The sequence below is a fragment of the Sphingomonas sp. SORGH_AS_0879 genome (genome assembly GCF_030819175.1).
Classification (GTDB): Bacteria; Pseudomonadota; Alphaproteobacteria; order Sphingomonadales; family Sphingomonadaceae; genus Sphingomonas.
In genome coordinates this window covers 4056354-4074521 of the sequence record NZ_JAUTBJ010000002.1, presented here as the reverse complement: position 1 = coordinate 4074521, position 18168 = coordinate 4056354, and the positions used below count along the sequence as shown (strand labels likewise).

General features: G+C 67.2%; 17 protein-coding genes. 7 read left to right on the top strand and 10 right to left on the bottom strand.

Translation table 11 applies throughout. From position 1 onward, the window contains the following. The first annotated feature begins 3 nt into the window (after nt 1–3). Complete coding sequence (locus QE379_RS18985; protein WP_307002860.1) at nt 4–624, top strand: flavin reductase family protein; 621 nt, start codon at nt 4–6, stop codon at nt 622–624. A 31-nt stretch (nt 625–655) separates the two neighbouring features. On the opposite strand, the gene QE379_RS18980 is transcribed toward QE379_RS18985, so the two are convergent. From QE379_RS18980 to QE379_RS18965, 4 genes are all read right to left on the bottom strand, one after another. Continuing rightward, a complete protein-coding gene (locus QE379_RS18980) occupies nt 656–1414 on the bottom strand; it encodes a sulfite exporter TauE/SafE family protein (protein ID WP_307002859.1) in 759 nt (252 codons plus the stop codon). A gap of 205 nt (nt 1415–1619) precedes the next feature. Further along, nucleotides 1620–2804, bottom strand: a complete 1185-nt coding sequence (rlmN, locus tag QE379_RS18975; RefSeq protein WP_307002858.1) for a 23S rRNA (adenine(2503)-C(2))-methyltransferase RlmN — start codon at nt 2802–2804, stop codon at nt 1620–1622. Nucleotides 2805–3061: 257 nt separating this feature from the next. After that, nucleotides 3062–3502: a hypothetical protein gene (locus QE379_RS18970; protein ID WP_373461835.1), complete on the bottom strand. Its 441-nt coding sequence runs from the start codon at nt 3500–3502 to the stop codon at nt 3062–3064. A gap of 26 nt (nt 3503–3528) precedes the next feature. Further along, on the bottom strand, nt 3529–4188 hold the full coding sequence (locus tag QE379_RS18965) for a histidine phosphatase family protein (RefSeq protein WP_307002856.1): 660 nt from the start codon (nt 4186–4188) through the stop codon (nt 3529–3531). A 140-nt stretch (nt 4189–4328) separates the two neighbouring features. Here QE379_RS18965 and QE379_RS18960 point away from each other — a divergent pair, with 140 nt between their 5' ends. The 6 genes from QE379_RS18960 (at nt 4329) to QE379_RS18935 (ending at nt 11802) form a co-directional block, all read left to right on the top strand. Further along, complete coding sequence (locus QE379_RS18960) at nt 4329–4943, top strand: outer membrane protein (RefSeq protein ID WP_307002855.1); 615 nt, start codon at nt 4329–4331, stop codon at nt 4941–4943. Nucleotides 4944–5094: 151 nt separating this feature from the next. Beyond that, nucleotides 5095–6210: a DNA polymerase III subunit beta gene (gene dnaN, locus QE379_RS18955; protein ID WP_307002854.1), complete on the top strand. Its 1116-nt coding sequence runs from the start codon at nt 5095–5097 to the stop codon at nt 6208–6210. A 152-nt stretch (nt 6211–6362) separates the two neighbouring features. Then, complete coding sequence (recF, locus tag QE379_RS18950; protein WP_307002853.1) at nt 6363–7406, top strand: DNA replication/repair protein RecF; 1044 nt, start codon at nt 6363–6365, stop codon at nt 7404–7406. 413 nt (nt 7407–7819) lie between these two features. Further along, on the top strand, nt 7820–10312 hold the full coding sequence (gene gyrB / locus QE379_RS18945) for a DNA topoisomerase (ATP-hydrolyzing) subunit B (protein ID WP_307002852.1): 2493 nt from the start codon (nt 7820–7822) through the stop codon (nt 10310–10312). A gap of 175 nt (nt 10313–10487) precedes the next feature. Next, entirely contained in the window at nt 10488–11249 is a 762-nt protein-coding gene (locus QE379_RS18940; RefSeq protein ID WP_307002851.1) for a class I SAM-dependent methyltransferase, read from the top strand. Between the two features lie 67 nt (nt 11250–11316). Further along, nucleotides 11317–11802, top strand: coding sequence for a DUF1440 domain-containing protein (locus QE379_RS18935; RefSeq protein ID WP_307002850.1), 486 nt, complete (start codon nt 11317–11319; stop codon nt 11800–11802). A gap of 123 nt (nt 11803–11925) precedes the next feature. On the opposite strand, the gene QE379_RS18930 is transcribed toward QE379_RS18935, so the two are convergent. The 6 genes from QE379_RS18930 to QE379_RS18905 all read right to left on the bottom strand — a co-directional run bounded on the left by QE379_RS18930 (nt 11926) and on the right by QE379_RS18905 (nt 18095). Further along, complete coding sequence (locus QE379_RS18930; RefSeq protein WP_307002849.1) at nt 11926–12960, bottom strand: sensor histidine kinase; 1035 nt, start codon at nt 12958–12960, stop codon at nt 11926–11928. Between the two features lie 13 nt (nt 12961–12973). Further along, a complete protein-coding gene (locus QE379_RS18925) occupies nt 12974–13417 on the bottom strand; it encodes a response regulator (RefSeq protein WP_307002848.1) in 444 nt (147 codons plus the stop codon). Beyond that, the gene (locus tag QE379_RS18920) at nt 13418–14920 is read right to left on the bottom strand and encodes an ATP-binding protein (protein ID WP_307002847.1); all 1503 of its coding nucleotides are present in this window, start codon (nt 14918–14920) and stop codon (nt 13418–13420) included. Between the two features lie 65 nt (nt 14921–14985). Beyond that, nucleotides 14986–15747: an exonuclease domain-containing protein gene (locus QE379_RS18915; RefSeq protein ID WP_307002846.1), complete on the bottom strand. Its 762-nt coding sequence runs from the start codon at nt 15745–15747 to the stop codon at nt 14986–14988. Nucleotides 15748–15787: 40 nt separating this feature from the next. Next, nucleotides 15788–16843, bottom strand: coding sequence for a dihydropteroate synthase (folP, locus tag QE379_RS18910; protein ID WP_307002845.1), 1056 nt, complete (start codon nt 16841–16843; stop codon nt 15788–15790). Between the two features lie 112 nt (nt 16844–16955). Further along, the gene (locus tag QE379_RS18905; protein ID WP_307002844.1) at nt 16956–18095 is read right to left on the bottom strand and encodes a site-specific DNA-methyltransferase; all 1140 of its coding nucleotides are present in this window, start codon (nt 18093–18095) and stop codon (nt 16956–16958) included. Nucleotides 18096–18168 lie beyond the last annotated feature (73 nt).

Below are 18168 nucleotides of genomic sequence, written 5' to 3'. Positions count from 1 at the left end.
GGCATGACCCAGAACTGGCATTTCTACGAACCCGTCAACGGCCATGGGCTGGCGCATGATCCCCTGAACGCGATCGTCGCGCCCCGGCCCATCGGCTGGATCGGCAGCCGGTCGGCGCAGGGCGTCAACAATCTGGCACCTTACAGCTTTTTCAACGTCTTCAACTACCGCCCGCCGCTGATCGGCTTTTCGTCGCAGGGGTGGAAGGACTCGGTCGCCAACATCGCGGAAACCAACGTCTTCACCTGGAACCTCGCGACCATGGCGTTGGCCGAATCGATGAACGCCAGCGCCGCCGCGGTGGGGGCGGAGATCGACGAATTCGCCCTCGCGGGGGTGACGGCGGAGGACGGTCGCCTGGTCGCTGCCCCGCGTGTCGCCGACAGCCCGGTGTCGTTCGAATGCCGCCTGACCCAGTTGATCCGGCTGGAGACGAAGGAGGGCCGCGAGCTCGATCAGTGGCTGGTCATCGGCGAGGCGGTGGGCATCCATATCGCCGCCGAGATGATCACGGACGGTATCTACCAGACCGCCCGCGCCCGCCCCATCCTGCGCGGCGGCGGGCCGGTGGACTATTTCGAAGTGACCGAGGCGGCGCGATTCGAGATGCGGCGGCCGGATTGAGACGCCCTTCGGCGACGGTCGTTCGGCTGCGTCACGCATAGCCCCGATAGAAGAACACCGCCGTCGTCACCGTGGTCAGCAGCAGCGTCCAGCCCCGAATCAGTCCGGCGGGCAGCTTGCGCCCGACCAGCGCACCGCTCCATCCGCCGACGATGCCGCCCGCGAGCATCGGCAGGCACTGGGCCCAGGCGACCATGCCCGTGGCGATGAACACCAGGGTCGCCGCGGCGTTGGCGGTGGCCAGCATCAGCGTGCGGGGCGCGGCCAATTGGGCCGGATCGCGCCCCGACAACAGCCCCCATGCGGCGGTCAGCATCATGCCGATGCCGCCGCCGAAATAGCCGCCATAGACGCCCAGTACCCCCTGCGCCGTCATCAGCGCGCGGGGTCCCGGCCGGGCGATGCGGGCCAGCCAGTCCGAGGCATGGCGTCCGCCCGCGATCGCCAGCGTCGCGGTCAAGAGGAGCCAGGGCACGATCAGGTCGAAGGCGCGCGGCGATGTGAAGAAGAGGAGGGCGCTGCCCAGGAACGCGCCGATCATCGTGATAGCGACCATCCGCCGCATCGTCACGCCCATCACCGGCTCCAGCCCATGACGATAGGCCCAGGCGCTCGCCATCGCGGCGGGCTGGAGCGCGACGTTCGAGGTGGCGTTGGCGACGGTGGAGGGCAGGCCCAGCGCGATCAGCGTCGGCATGGTCGAGAAGCTGCCCCCGCCCGCCAGCGCGTTCATCGCGCCGCCGAGAAAACCCCCGGCGGCAGCGAGGGCGAGGAAGGTCCAGTCGATCATTGCGGGCGGTAACGCATGGTTACGCGTTTCCGTGCCCCAGGCGGGGGCGGGGGGCAAGTGGGTAGGGGGGCCCCTCCACCACCCGGCTTCGCCGGGCGGTCCCCCTCCCCAAGCAGAGCTTGGGGAGGAATGACGGTCTTCTTTAAATCCTCCTCAAGCCCTGCTTGGGGAGGGGGACCATCGCGTCAGCGATGGTGGAGGGGCCTCACCCCAAAGCCGCGAACTTCTCCTCCGCCTCGCGGTCCAGTTGCGCGCGGCTCTTCTTCTCGGCGGCGGTCTTCAACTGGCCGCAGGCGGCGTCGATGTCGCGTCCGCGCGGGGTGCGGACGGGCGCGGAGATGCCGCCCTCGAACACGATGTCGGAGAAGCGGCGAATCCGCTCCGGGGTCGAGCATTCGTAATCGGCACCGGGCCAGGGGTTGAACGGGATCAGGTTCACCTTGGCGGGCAGGTCGTAATGGCGCAGCAACCGGACCAGTTCGTGCGCATCGGCGTCCGAATCGTTCTTGTCCTTCAGCATCACATATTCGAAGGTGATGCGCCGGGCGTTGTTCGCGCCCGGATAATCGGCGCAGGCCTGCAACAACTCCTCGATGCCGTATTTCTTGTTGAGCGGGACCAGTTCGTCGCGCACGTCCTTGGTCACGGCGTGGAGCGACACCGCCAGGTTCACGCCGATCTCGGCGCCCGCGCGCGCCATCATCGGCACCACGCCGCTGGTCGACAGGGTGATGCGACGCTTGGACAGTGCCAGGCCGTCGCCGTCCATCACCAGCTTAAGCGCATCGCGCACCGCGTCGAAATTATAGAGCGGCTCGCCCATGCCCATCATGACGATATTGGTCAGCATCCGCCCCTCGGGCTGGCTGGGCCATTCGCCGAGCGAATCGCGCGCCAGCATCACCTGCCCGACGATCTCGCCCGCGGTCAGGTTGCGGACCAGCCGCATCGTGCCGGTGTGGCAGAAGCGGCAGTTCAGCGTGCAGCCGACCTGGCTCGACACGCACAGCGTCCCCCGATCGGCGTCGGGGATGAACACCATCTCGTAATCCTGCCCGTCGGGCGAGCGGAGAAGCCATTTGCGCGTGCCGTCGCTCGACACCTGCGCCTCGACCACCTCGGGACGGCCGATGACGAAGCGTTCCTCCAGCCAGGGATGCTGCGCCTTGGCGATGTCGGTCATGTCGGCGAAGCGGGTCGCGCCGCGATTGTAGAGCCAGTGCCAGATCTGCTTGGAACGCAGCTTGGCCTGCTTCAATTCCATGCCCGCCGACAATAGCGCCTCGCGCAACTGGTCCTTGGTCAGGCCGATCAGGTCCACCCGGCCATCGGGGCGCGGCTGAACACCGCGCGGCACGGGCACGGGATCGATGTGCCCGGGGATGGGCATGGGGGCGGCCGAAACTGTCTGCATCGCGTGCCCATAGCGCAAAATCGCGACGATTTCCACTGGGCCGATTCATCCTCGCGTGCCGGGGGTCGTGGCAAAACTCGCCCTTCCGCCTCCCTCTCCACCACCCCGGCGAAGGCCGGGGTCCAGCTCCGAACCGATTGGAGCAATGTACCCGTGCCATCCCAACTGGATCCCGGCCTTCGCCTGGATGGTGCGATGGGTTCTGCAACGATCTTTCGGAAGGGGAGGATGGATTATTGGCCCGCCACGCACGCCAGGGTCGCCGCATCGATCGCCGCCGCCGCGCCCGCCAGCGCATAGGTATCGGCAAAGGGGCGGTGGCGGGGATCGACCGCCGATACGCTCATGCTCCGGCCCGAACGCATCGCCGTGACCAGCGCATGGTCGGTCGCGGCATCGGGCGGCCAGACATCCCGTTCCCCGCCCACCAGCGGAAAGCGGCGCTCGCCGATCGCAAGGGTGACCGACGCGGCCCGGTCGCGCGGCGCACTGAGATGCAGGTGAAAGGATTCGCGCAGGCGGCGGGCGGGCCAGGTGCCGACGCTGGCGAAACCGTCCGTCCGTCCGTTCGCCAGCACCGGCTTGGCAATGGCATAGCAGCGGTCGGGATCGCGAAACGCGCCCCAGCCCTTGTAGATTCCGATCGTCTCGCGCGCGATCACGGGCGTGGCCATCAAAGCCAGGACCAGCGCCAGCCGCCTCATGCCGAGGCCCGGTGGATCAGCGTCTCGCGGCCCGCCTCGATCATCACGATCGATCCTTGCGGCAGGCGTTCGGCCACCGGCACGCCGCACAGGGGATCGTCCGCCCAGCCCAGCATCAATCCGCGCAGCACCCGGCTGGACAGGCCATGCATCAGGATCAGCCGGTCGCCGTCATGGTCATGCGTATCCGCCATCCACCCGCGCAACCGGGCCGCCATCGCGGCATAGCTTTCGCCATCGGGTGCGCCGACCGCCATGCCGTGCGGATGGACGATGGGCCCATGGATGGCGGCGAGGTCGGCGAAGACCTGTCCGCCCCAACTGCCGAATCCGAGTTCGATCAGCCGCGAATCATGCGTTGTCCTATGCCAGTCGAGCCCCAGATGCTCGGCGATCACCGCCAGCGTCTGGAGCGCGCGGCCGGTGGGTGAGGACCATAGCGTCAATGCCGGCGATTCGCCGAGATGGTGCCGCAGCACCTCGCCCAATGCCTCCGCCTGTGCGAAGCCGCGCCGGGTCAGCGGGGTGTGGAGATCGGTGCGGTCCCCCTGGATCCTGCCGATCCGGTTGAACACCGTCTCGCCATGCCGGGCGATGAAGTCGCGGCCCCGGCGCACATGGTCCGGCTGCGGGGGCGGGGGTGCGGGCATCGGCATGGCCCTATCCCTGTCGCGGCTGTTGCGCGGATGCAACGCTTTTTCCTGTTTAGCTGAGGTTCATGCAACGGCCGCGCTTTCCCGTCATTGAGCCTGCGACCGCCATCGTAACGGCGGCCTGTACAGTAACGGAGTAAGTTATGCGTAAGCTCATGCTCGCCGCCCTGGCGACCTCGGCCGTCCTTGCCGCCGCGGTGCCCGCCGCCGCCCAGACGACCACGGGCCAGCCCTTCACGGGGTTCCGCGTCGAAGGCCTGATCGGCTATGACAGCCTCAACGATCGCCAGGGCCAGGACAAGAGCTCGAGCGACGGTGTGCTCTATGGTGCGGGCATCGGGTACGACATCGCCGCCGGACCCGTCATCCTGGGCGCGGAAGGCGAGATCACCGGTTCCAGTTCCGACACGCGCAGCAACGGCATTCGCATCCCCGGTGACGAATTTCGCCTGGGTGCGGGCCGCGATCTCTATGCCGGTGCGCGGGTCGGCTATGTCATCTCGCCGGTCGCCATGGGCTATCTGAAGGCGGGCTATACCAACGCCAAGTTCGATGCGCGCTACACCACGGCGGGCGTCACCACGTCCAACGACCAGGAAGTCGGCGGCTATCGCCTGGGTGCCGGTCTGGAATATGCGATCAGCCCCAACACCTTCGTAAAGGGCGAATATCGCTATTCGCACTATGACGAAATGGACGGCGTCGGCATCAACCCGAACCGGCACCAGCTACTCGCCGGACTGGGCCTGCGCTTCTGAGCCGGGATTCTTTTCCACATTAACGGTGGTTTTACTACCAGTGATGGAGGGGTCGAAGCCTTGCTTCGGCCCCTTCTTGGCGGGTAGGAACCAAGGCCATTTATCACTATCGGACTCCGGCCATGCGGTCGTTCCGGCGGGGGATCAGGAAATGAAGGCGACGATCGAACGCGCAACGCTGCTCAAGGGGTTGAGCCATGTCCAGTCGGTGGTGGAGCGGCGGAACACGATTCCGATCCTCTCCAACGTGCTGCTGGAAGCAACGGCCGAGGGCCAGTTGCGGATGATGGCGACCGATCTGGACCTGCAAATCAACGACAGCGTTGCCGCCGCGGTCGACCAGCCGGGTTCGACCACCGTGTCGGCGCACACGCTGTTCGACATCGCGCGCAAGCTGCCCGAGGGCGCGCAGGTTCAGTTGACGGCGGCGGACGGTCGCATGACCATCGTCGCTGGCCGTGCGCGCTTCTCGCTCGGCACCCTGCCGCGCGACGATTTCCCGGTGATCGCGGAAGGGGAACTGCCCACCCAGTTCGAGCTGCCGGTCGAACTGCTCAAGCAGATCATCGACAAGACGCGCTTCGCCATCTCGACCGAAGAGACGCGCTATTACCTCAACGGCATCTTCCTGCACGTGGCCGAGGACAATGGCGCGCCCGTGCTGAAGGCCGCCGCCACCGACGGCCACCGCCTGGCGCGCGTCACCATCGAGCGCCCGAACGGCGCCGAGGAGATGCCCGACGTGATCGTGCCGCGTAAGTGCGTCGCGGAACTGCGCAAGCTGCTCGACGAGGTGGACGGTTCGGTCGGCGTGTCGCTGTCGGGGACGAAGATCCGCTTCGATCTGGGCCAGGCGATCCTGACCTCCAAGCTGATCGACGGCACCTTCCCGGACTATAGCCGCGTCATCCCGACCGCGAACGACAAGATCCTGAAGCTGGACCCCAAGGCGTTCATGCAGGGCGTCGACCGCGTGTCGACCATCGCGACGGAAAAGACCCGCGCGGTGAAGATGGCGCTCGACCGCGACCGGATCACCCTGTCGGTGACCAGCCCCGAAAACGGCACCGCGTCGGAAGAGGTGCCGGGCGAATATACCTCGCTGGGCTTCGAGATCGGGTTCAACAGCCGCTATCTGCTCGATATTCTGGGCCAGATCGACAGCGACACGGTGGAGGTCCACCTGGCCGACGCCGCCGCGCCGACCCTGATCCGCGAGAATGACAAGGCGCCCGCGCTCTACGTACTGATGCCGATGCGGGTGTAATTCCCATCCTCCCCGGCACGGGGAGGTGGCAGGCCGAAGGCCTGACGGAGGGAGGCTTCCGCATAGGACGTCCCTTGCGGTTACCCCCCTCCACCACCGCTTCGCGGCGGTCCCCCTCCCCGTACCGGGGAGGATGTTCTAAGGCGGACGAAATGCTCACCCGCCTTGTCCTCACCGATTTCCGCAATCACGCCGACCTCGCGCTCTTTCCGAGCGCGGGGTTCGTCGTGCTGACCGGCGAGAATGGCGCGGGGAAGACCAATGTTCTGGAGGCGGTGTCGTTGCTCGCCCCGGGCCGGGGCCTGCGCCGCGCGGCGCTTTCGGCGATGGCGCGGCAGGGGGGCAAGGGCGGGTTCGGTGTCGCCGCGACGCTGGACGGCGATGTCGAGATCGCGACCGGGGCGCTGCCCTCCGCGCCCGAACGGCGGGTCGTGCGGGTGCAGGGGGCGGGGACCAGCGCCAATGCGCTGGCCGATTGGCTGTCCGTCCTGTGGCTGACCCCGGCGATGGACCGGCTGTTCGTCGAGCCCGCGTCGGAGCGGCGGCGGTTCCTCGACCGGCTGGTGATGGCGCTGGCGCCCGCGCATGGGATGCACGCCACCCGCTATGACGCGGCGATGCGGGAGCGCAACCGGCTTCTCGCCAGCGAAGGCCCGGTCGATCCCGACTGGCTGAGCGCCTTGGAAGCGCGAATGGTCGAGCATGGCGCGGCGATCGATGCCGCGCGTGTGGCGGCGGTGGCGGCGCTCGACCAGCGGCTGGCCGACGCGCCGGAGAGCGTGTTCGCGCGTGCGTCGCTGGCGCTGGAGGGGGAGGCGGTGGAAGCGGGGGGCTTCGCCCATGCGCTGGCGATGGGGCGCAGGCGCGATGCGGCGGCGGGGCGGACGTTGGTGGGGCCGCACCGCGCCGACCTGCGTGTCACCCATGTCGCCAAGGGGCAGGCCGCCGCGCTCTGTTCGACCGGGGAGCAGAAGGCGTTGCTGCTGGGGATCGTGCTGGCCCATGCGGACCTGGTCACCGAACGGCGCGAGGTGCCGCCCGTGCTGTTGCTGGACGAGGTGGCGGCGCATCTCGATCCGTCGCGCCGCGCGGCGCTGTTCGGGCGGCTGGCGGGGCGGGGGCAGGTGTGGATGACCGGGACCGAACCCGCCTTGTTCACCGATGTGCCGGGGGAGGCGACGCGGGTGGCGTTTTGAGTTGGTGATCGGGGGCTCGGTGAGACACCTATCCCTCCCCCATCCCCTCCCGCTTGCGGGAGGGGCGCGCTTTGGTGAAGCCGTAGGAATCGATTTCGGCGGCAATCCGAACGTCGTCCGGTAACGCACCCCTCCCGCAGGCGGGAGGGGATGGGGAAGGGCAGGGGGTCTCACAGAGACCGGCAGATCCGCGTCGCGAGGATCAGGGTCTTGCCGGTCATCGATGCTCTGTCATGGACAATGTTGGGAAGGGGGCGCACGGGCGGCGCTTCGGGCTCCCCCCACTCCATGAATTCGGTGTCGGTCGCACCGATTCGGCACGGTGTGACGCCTCCTTCGCCGGGCCATGCGAAAGGGCGCCGCCCCCTCCCATTTTGCTTCCTTTGGGGCCTCGTAATTCCTATATACTCGCTATGGCAGATACCCCCCAGACGAATGAGTACGGCGCCTCCTCGATCAAGGTGCTGAAGGGCCTCGACGCGGTGCGCAAGCGGCCGGGCATGTATATCGGCGACACCGACGACGGCTCGGGCCTCCACCACATGGTGTTCGAGGTCAGCGACAACGCGATCGACGAAGCGCTGGCGGGGCATTGCGACCGCATCGATATCCAGTTGAACGCCGATGGCTCGGTCAGCGTGACCGATAACGGCCGCGGCATCCCGACCGGCATACACCCCGAAGAGGGCGTCTCGGCGGCCGAGGTCATCATGACCCAGCTCCATGCGGGCGGCAAGTTCGAGAATACCAGCGACGACAATGCCTATAAGGTGTCGGGCGGCCTGCACGGCGTCGGCGTCTCGGTGGTGAACGCGCTGTCCGAGTTCCTCGACCTGACCATCTGGCGTGACGGCGAGGAGCATTATATGCGCTTCGCGCACGGCGACGCGGTCGCCCCGCTCAAGGTCGTCGGCAAGGCCGAACCGGGGCAGAAGGGCACACGCGTCACCTTCCTGCCCAGCCCGGCCACCTTCAAGATCACCGAGTTCGACTTCGACAAGCTGGAGCATCGTTACCGCGAACTGGCGTTCCTGAACTCGGGCGTCCGCCTGTTCCTGACCGATGCGCGGCATGACGAACCCAGGACAGTCGAACTCTATTATGAGGGCGGGATCGCTGCCTTCGTGAAGTGGCTGGACCGGTCCAAGTCGCCGCTCTTCCCCGAACCCATCGCGATTCATGGTCAGCGCGATGCGATCGGCATGGACGTCGCGTTGGAGTGGAACGATTCCTATTACGAGAACGTCCTCGCCTTCACGAACAACATCCCGCAGCGCGACGGCGGCACGCACATCGCGGCCTTCCGCGCGGCGCTGACCCGCACGCTCAACAATTATGCCGACAAGTCTGGCCTTCTGAAGAAGGAGAAGGTCACGCTGACCGGCGACGACATGCGCGAGGGGCTGACCGCGATCGTCTCGGTCAAGCTGCCCGACCCGAAGTTCAGCAGCCAGACCAAGGACAAGCTGGTTTCGTCCGAGGTGCGCCAGCCGCTGGAATCGCTGATCGCCGACAAGCTGGCCGACTGGCTGGAGGAAAATCCCCAGAACGCCCGCGCGATCGTCGCCAAGATCATCGACGCCGCCGCCGCGCGCGAGGCCGCCAAGCGCGCCCGCGAGCTGACGCGGCGCAAGGGCGTGATGGACATCGCCTCGCTGCCCGGCAAGCTGGCCGACTGCCAGGAGCGCGATCCCGCCAAGTCCGAACTCTTCCTGGTCGAGGGTGACTCGGCCGGCGGTTCGGCCAAGCAGGGGCGCAACCGCCATTTCCAGGCGATCCTTCCCCTTCGCGGCAAGATCCTGAATACCGAGCGCGCGCGGTTCGACCGCATGATCTCGTCCAAGGAAATCGGCACGCTGATCCAGGCGATGGGCACCGGCATCGGCCGCGACGATTTCAACGCGGACAAGCTGCGCTACCACAAGATCGTCATCATGACCGACGCAGACGTCGACGGCGCGCATATCCGCACGCTGCTGCTGACCTTCTTCTATCGCCAGATGCCCGAGCTGATCGAGCGCGGGCATCTCTATATCGCCCAGCCGCCGCTCTACAAGGCGACCAAGGGGCGGTCGGAAGTCTACCTGAAGGACGACAGCGCGCTCGACGAATATCTGGTTGAGGCGGGCGTCTCCACCATGGTGCTGGAAGGGCCGGGCGGTGCGCGCTCGGGCAACGACCTGAAGGGACTGGTCGATCATGCGCGGCGGATGCGCACGCTGATGCGCTATGTGCCGCGCCGTTACGACGCTTCGATCATCGAGGTGCTGGCGCTGGCGGGTGCGCTCGATCCGGTGCTGACCCGTGAGCAGCGGATGGCGACGGTGGTCGAGACCACGCGTCGGCTGGAGTCGGGCGATCACGAGGCGCGCTGGTCGGCGCGTCTCACGGAAGATGGCGGTATCCATTTCGAACGGCTGTGGCGCGGCGTGACCGATCACCACATCGTGGAGGCCAGCTTCATCGCCTCGGCCGAGGCGCGCAAGCTGCACACGCTGGCCGCCGAGCAGGCGGAGAGCTTCACCAACGCCGCCAAGCTGGTGCCGCTGCGCAGCGCCGCGACCGAGCCCTCGGCCGATGTCGTGGCGACCGATGAGGAGGGCAACAGCACCACGCTGGCGCGCGGCGAGACCCGCGTCGCACGGCCGAGCCAGTTGCTGGAGGCGATCCTGACCGCCGGACGCAAGGGCCTGGCCATCCAGCGCTACAAAGGCCTGGGCGAGATGAATGCCGAGCAGTTGTGGGAAACCACGCTCGACCCGGCGGTCCGCTCGATGCTGCGCGTGACTTCGGACGATGTCGCGGCGGCGGACGAGGTGTTCAGCCGGTTGATGGGCGAAGTGGTCGAACCGCGCCGCGAGTTCATCCAGGACAATGCGCTGAACGTGGCGAATCTGGACGTGTAAGGCCAACGCCCCGCCCTCTGTTCGGGCTGAGCGCGTTCGTGGATGTCCAGATATCCTACGCCCCGTTCAGCCTGAGCGAAGTCGAAGGCCACGCGACTCCCTTGGGCTTCGACTTCGCTCAGCCTGAACGGAGGTTGAGGGTGGTGGCAACGGTATGAGACAGGAGAGAGCAGGCATGAAGGCAATCGCACTGGGACTGATGCTGGTGGCGGGCGGGACCGTTGCGGTGGCGCAGCAAAAGCCTGCCGCTCCGGCCAAGTCCGCCCCCGTCCCCGCCTTCATCATCGCCGCGCTGGCCGACCCCGCGCGCGCCGACCAGGCGGGCGACGACCAGCGCCGCCAGGCCGCCGCCGTCCTGGCCTTTTCCGGTGTGAAGCCGGGCGATACGGTGATCGATTACCTGCCGGGCAAGGGCTATTGGACGCGCATCTTCTCCGGGATCGTGGGCCCCAAGGGCCATGTCTATGCCTATTGGCCCGCCGCCGCGCAGAAATATGCGGAAGGAACTTTGGGCACGCTTCAGGGGCGGAACCTGCCCAACGTCACCGCGCAGGTGCAGGGCGTGAACCTGCCCGCCGCCGACCAGCCGGTCGACCTGTTCTGGACCGTCCAGAATTATCACGACGTCGCGAACAAGAATGCGGGCGAACCGGCGCTGCGCGCCTTCGACCAGGCGGTGTTCAAGGCGCTGAAGCCCGGCGGCACCTATATCATCATCGATCACGCCGATGCGGTGGGCAAGGGGTTGGCCAACACCAACACGACGCACCGGATCGACCCGGACTATGTGAAGCGCCAGGTCCAGTCGGTCGGCTTCCGCTTCGTCGGCGAGAGCAAGGTGCTGCGCAACCCGGAAGACGATCACACGAAGAACGTCTTCGATCCCGCCATTCGCGGGCGGACCGACCAGTTCGTATTCAAGTTCCGCAAACCCTGACGCCTTGGCGCTGAACTCTCAGCCGGTCGGCCCGTTGAGGAGCGACATGGCAATAGGAGCGGCGCGCATGGTGGAGACGAAGCAGGGCCTGGGATGGGCGATCGGCGTCGGCGTGGTCGGCGGGCTGGTCGCCGCGCTGGCGATGAACCAGTTTCAGACACTGGCCGCCGGGGCGTTCGGGCAGAGCGGCAGCAATGACGATCCCGCCACGGTGAAGGCCGCCGACACGCTCGCCAAGGCGACGACCGGCGAGCCGGTGACCCAGAAATATCGCGAAACCGCCGGTTCGGTGGTTCACTATGCGACCGGTGCGGCGCTCGGCGGCCTGTACGGCGTGCTCACCCATGAACGGCCCGAGGCGGCGCTGGGGCTGGGCGTGCCGTTCGGGCTGGCGACGATGCTGGCGGTGGATGATGTCGCGGTGCCCGCCTTTGGTTGGGGCCCTGCGCCGCAGGATACGCCGGTCGCGACCCATGGCTATAGCGCGGCGTCGCATGTGGTGTTCGGATTGGTGCTGGAGGGTGTGCGGCGGTTGGCGGTGCGGGTGGCGTAAAGCCCCTCTCCCGGTAGGGGAGGGGTTGGGGAGGGGCGACGGCCATGGGTGCCGGTCTCTGCGAGACTCCATGCCCTCCTCCGGCCCCTCCCGTTTACGGGAGGGGAGATTTGTCGTTTGGCCTTAAACCGCCATCCGCAACATCGCCCGCACCCCCCGGTGGGCCGGATCATATTCCACCGCCGTCTGCAAGCTCTGCGCCATCGCGCGGATCAGCTTCGCGCCCAGGCCGGTGCCCTTGGGCTGCTGGTTCTCGGTCATGCCGCAACCGTCATCCTCGACGATCAGCACGCACTGCCCCTCTGCCTCGCGGACGGTGATGCGCACCTCGCCCCCGCCATCGGGATAGGCGTATTTGCAGGCATTGGTGACCAACTCGGTCACGATCACCCCGATCGACACCGCGCGGTCGGTCTTCACCCGGATCGGTTCGGCGGATAGGGTCAGGGTGCGCGGGCGGGCGTCGCTCGACCAACTTTCGGCCAGTTCCTCGACCAGCGCACCCAGATAGTCGCGCAAGTCGACCTGCTCCACATCGTTGGCGGTATAGAGCCGCCGGTGCACCTGCGCGATGGCGCGGATGCGACGCTGGGTGTCCTCCAACGCCTCGCGGGCATGGGCATCGTCGAGCACGCCCTTCTGCAACCCGATCATCGCCGAGACGAGTTGCAGCGAGTTGGCGACGCGGTGGTTCACCTCGCTCAGCATCGCCTCCAGCCGCGCGTTGGAGGCGCGCAATTCGGTTTCCGCCGCCGCCTTGGCGCGTTCCAGCCGGGTCCGGTCGAGCACCTGTTCGAAACTGGCCGACAGCAGGTCGAAGAAATCCTCGCCGACCGTCTTCACCACATAGTCGGCCGCCCCGGCCTTCAGCGCGGCGACGGCGATCCGCCCCTCGTCCGAGCCCGTCACATAGACGACGGGCGGCGGATCGGGCAGCGCGGTGATCGCGGCCAGCGCCTCCAGCCCGTCCATGCCCGGCATATAATGGTCGACCGCGACCAGATCGAAGCCGCCTTGCGCCGCCATCGCGATACCTTCGGCCCCCGACGCCGCACTGGCGACCGTATAGCCGTGCCGACTCAGCGCGCGCGACACCAGCCGGCGCAGCGCGTCGTCGTCATCGATGTAAAGGATATGCGGGGACGTCGTGCTCGGCATCGCGGCGGGGGACTCAGCCCTCGACCTCGGGCACCTGGATCACCGACAGGAACAGGCCGAGCTGGCGGATCGCCTGGGCGAAATTCTCGTAATTGACCGGCTTGGTGATGTAGACGTTGCAGCCCAGATCATAGCAGCGCTGGATCTCCACCTTGTCGTCGGTGGTGGTCAGCACGACGACGGGCGCGCGGCGGAGCGGGCTGCCCTCCTCCTTGATCTTGGCCAGAATGTCGGTGCCGCTCATGTCGGGCAGGTTGAGGTCGAGCAGGACCAGCGCCGGACCGTTCTTGGCCGGACCATCGGGCGCGTGGAACAGATAGTCGAGCGCGGTGGTGCCGTCGGTGAAGTGACGGATATCGTTGAGGATACCGGCGCGCCGGATATTCTTTTCGATCAGACGGGCATGGCCTTCATCGTCTTCGATCATGACGATGCCCACGGAGCGATGGTCGTTCATTCAGGCGCCTTCAATGGAAAGGGTGGGGGGTAGCGAAAGGAAGAAGGTCGCGCCTTCACCCAGTTGGGATTCGACCGAAATCGTGCCGCCCAGCCGATAGGCGAGCGCGCGGACATGCGCGAGGCCGATGCCCTCGCCCGGCTGGTCCTGCTGCCCCGAGCGGCGGAACAGGTCGAAGATGCGCTGATGGTCGCGCGGGTCGATGCCCCGGCCATTGTCGCGGATCGCGACGATGACGCGGCCCGGCGTTTCGGAGGCGGAGACATGGACCTCGGCGGGGCGGGTCGGGTGGCGGTATTTGGTCGCATTCTCGATCAGGTTGGACAGAATCTGCTCCAGTGCGACCCGGTCGCTGACGATCACCGGCATGGGGCGTTCGATGGTCAGGGTGACGCCGCGATCGTCGATGACGTGGCGGATCGAATCGGTGATCTGCTCCACCAATTGGTCGAGCGCGATCATCTCGGGCGCGAGCACCCTGCGGCCTTCGCGGCTGAGCTTCAGGATGGCGTTGATCAACCGGTCCATCTTGGCGGTGGAGGTGCGGATGAAACCGATCGCCTCGGGCAGATCCTCGCGCGCGGCCAGGCGTGCCTCCTCCTCGGTCACGATATGCGGTGCTTCCGCCTCGGCCCGGTCGATCAGGTCGGACAGCGGCTGGGTCGCGGCGGACAGTTCGGCCGTGAAGCCCATCACATTGACCAGCGGCGAGCGCAGGTCGTGGCTGACGATATAGGCGAAGCGTTGAATTTCCTCGTTCGCCAGAGCGAGGTCGGCGGTGCGTTCGTGCACCTGTTCCTCCAGCGTGGCGTTGAGGCCCGCCAGCGCGGTGCGCGACCGGTGCAGGTCGGCGGTGTAACGGCGCACGGTCAGGAACGACACCACCGACACCAGCACGAAGAGCAGCCCCGCCACCGTCACCACGATGGAGAAGGTCCGGCGGCTGGCGATCTGTTCGGCATCGCGAAGCGCGAGCAGGCGGCGTTCCTCCTGCGCCATCGTCTCGAAGATCGCGCGGAGTCCGGCCATTCGCTGTAGGCCGCTATCCGCGCGGAAATGGCGCAACGCCTCGGCCCCACGGCCCTGGCGGACCAGTTCGTTGGTCGCGCGCTGCGATCGCTCGATCTCGGCCAGTTGCTGGACGACGCCGTTCATCGGTGCCTGTTGGCGCGCATTGTCGGCGGTCAGGTGGCGGAGTTCGGCGATCCGGGGGACCAGTGCGGCATGGGCGCGCTCGAAGCTGGCGAGAAAGGCCGGGGTGCCCGCCAGCATATAGCCGCGCCGCGCCGTCTCCTGCTGCTCGGCCAGTCGCCGCGCCTCGGTCAGGACGCTTTCGACGCGATAGGTGTGGATGACCCAGTCGGTATGCCGGTTGCCCTGACGGATCGCGTAAGCCGCCGCCACCGCCGCGACGAGCAACGCGATGAAGCCCGTCGCCATGGCGGCGATCAGGATGCGGCCAATCGGATTTTCAGCCGTGGATGCGGTATCGACGCCCTGCATGATCCATGCCTTATCGAAGCGCGGGCATCGACGCCAGTCCGGTTAAGTCGTGGTTGCGCCAGCAGTTACAGCAACAGTTCCTGCGGGCTGGGTCGCCCGACATGGCCGCCGCCCCGCCGCCGCGCCATTTCGGTTTCGGCGGTGAAGCGGACATCGGGATCGCGATCGCTGAGGAAGCCGATCAGCGACTCCTCTTCGATCTCGCGCCAGTCCTTGCCACGATCGGGGCCATAGCGGACGCGCGGCAACAGGCCGGGGCTGCGCGACCATTCCAGCAACTGCGCCAGGCTCGCCTCGTTCAACTGGTCGCGCAGATGGTGCGCGGTCACATAGGCGTCGGGAAAGGCGCGGTGGATGGGCAGGCCGCGGTCATGCACCAGCCCCTCGGGCTTGCGCCAGTAACGCAGCACCTGGTTGGAGAAGCTGGGGCTGTCGGGCCACAGGCGCAACGCGCATTTCCAGGTGCAGATCCAGTCGGCGGACCGGGTCATGGCCGGGGTGCAATATTGCTGCTCGAAATCGGCGCGATGCGCGGCCAGCGCCAGGCGGCGGGGCCAGGGATCGAGCACGCGGCGCGCGACATCGTGCCACCAGGGCGCATCGGCGACCTGTTCGTCCAGGATATGGTGGATGGCTTGCGTGATCGGCGGGATGGGGCGGCCGGGATTGACCAGGATGCTGCCGCCCTCGCCCTCCAGTTCCCAGCGGCCGTCCTTGCCCAGCGCCACGTCCTGCCAGCCAATCTCGCACACGCCGTGGGTCGGCGGGGCCTGTCCGGTCGTCTCCAGGTCGATGACACGGATGATCTGGGGCTGGGGGCGTAGCATCGCCCCTATGTGGGCTTTCGGACCCCGAAAAGCGAGGGCGTTATCCCATCAGGGCCTGGTCGCGCAGGCCCCGCCAGACATGCAATGCCTGCACCGTCTCGGCCACGTCGTGGACGCGGATCAACTGCACCCCCGCCTCCGCGCCCTTCAGCGCGAGCGCGAGCGACCCGCCCAGCCGCATATCGACCGCCGCTTCGTTCGACAGCGCGCCGATCATCCGCTTGCGGCTGGCCCCCAGCATGATCGGGCAGCCCAGGCCGTGGAAGATCGCCAAGCCATTGATGAGCGCCAGATTGTCGGCCAGCGACTTGCCGAAGCCGATGCCGGGATCGACCATGATGTGCGAGCGGGGCACGCCCGCCGCCGCGACCGCCGCGACCCGCGCCTCCAGCCAGTCGAAGACCTCGGTCAGGACATTGCCATAGCCGACCCGGCCATGCCCGCCCTTGGCCGGGTCGGGCGAGTGCATCAGGATGACGGGACAGCCCGCCCTGGCCACCACCTCCAGCGCGCGGTCGTCCCAGAGCAGCGCGGCGACATCGTTGACGATGCCCGCGCCCGCCGCCAGCGCCGCCTCCATCACGGCGGCCTTGCGCGTGTCGATCGACACCAGCGCGCCGCCTTTCGCCAGTCGTTCGATGACGGGGGCGGTGCGGGCGATCTCGTCGCCTTCCCAGACGGGGGCGGCGCCGGGGCGGGTGGACTCGCCGCCCAGGTCGATGACGGCGGCACCCAGGGCGGCCATCACCATGCCGCTGTCCGCCGCCGCCGCCGGATCGCCGATATGCTTGCCGCCATCGGAGAAGCTGTCGGGCGTGACGTTCAGGATCGCCGCGACCTGGGGCTGGTCGAAACGCAGGGTGCGTTCGCCCATCACCCAAGGCGTGCGAGGGGCGGTGATGGCGGCGTGGAGCGCCTCGGCGCGGGACGAGCCGCCCAGTTCCTGCTGGAACCGGGCGACGGGGACGATGCGGCGCGTGGTGCCTTCGCGCACCTCATAGGCCGCGAACCACTGCATCCCACCAGCCAGCCGCGCGACGCTGCCCTCTTCCAGCCCGATCGGCGTATCGACGAATTGGATGGGACGCAGGTGCATGACGGGGGGAATCGCTTTCAAGACATTCGTCATCCCAGCGAAGGCTGGGATCTCTGGAGGCCGCGCTTCTCCAGCCGATAAAGGCCCCAGCCTGCGCTGGGGCGACGGGTTCCTATGGCTGGGTCGCCAGCAACCAGTTCTGGCGCATCGCGTCGATCGGCTTCAGCGCGCCCTCCATCTCATAATGCCAGAAGGTCCAGCCATTGCAGGTCGGCCGGTTCTGCAACATCGAGCCCAGCCGGTGGATCGACCCCGCCTGGCCGCATTCGGACAAAAGCGAACCATCCGCCCGCACCGTCGCGCGCCATTTGCGCTTGGCGTCCATCAACGGCATGCCGGGGGCGAGATAGCCATTCTCGACCAGCGTCCCGAACGCGACCTTGGGCTGCGCCTTGGGGCTCTGCATCGTCGCGAGCGCGCTCTCGTCCAGGGGCAGGGCGGCCTCGATCCGCTCGATGGCGGCGGCGCAATAGGTCGGCTCGCGCTCGATCCCGATCCAGCGGCGGCCCAGCCGCTTGGCGACCGCGCCGGTCGTGCCGGTGCCGAAGAACGGGTCGGCGATCACGTCGCCCGGCCGGGTGCAGGCCAGCAGGATGCGATAGAGCAAAGCTTCCGGCTTTTGGGTCGGATGGACCTTGTGCCCGTCCTTCTTCAGTCGTTCCTGACCGCCGCAGATCGGAAATTCCCAGTCCGAGCGCATCTGGATTTCGTCGTTCAGCGTCTTCATCGAGCGATAGTTGAAGGTGTATTTCGCCTTCTCGCCCTTCGACGCCCAGATCAGCGTTTCGTGCGCATTGGTGAAGCGGGTGCCCTTGAAATTGGGCATGGGGTTGGATTTGCGCCAGATGATGTCGTTGAGGATCCAGAAGCCCAGATCCTGCACCGCCGTGCCCACACGGAATATGTTGTGATAGCTGCCGATCACCCAGAGCGAGCCATTGTCCTTGAGCACCCGGTAACATTCGGCGAGCCACAGGCGGGTGAAGGCGTCATAGGCGGCGAAGGTGTCGAACTTGTCCCAGGCGTCGGTGACGGCATCGACATGACTGCCATCGGGGCGGAACAGCTCGCCGCCGAGTTGCAAATTATAGGGCGGGTCGGCGAAGACCATGTCCACCGACTTGTCGGGCAGCGAGCGGAGCGCCGCGATGCAGTCACCCATCAGGATCTGGTTCAGCGGCAGGTCGCTTTCGCGGTGCGCCGATACCGGCCGCGTCCCGATCGGCCTTCCTACCGTCTGGATGACCCCCATCGTTAACCGTCCCTTCTACCCTCGAACCCTCGCATCCACCCTGAAGGAGTCGGTCGTCAAGAGGCGATTCGCA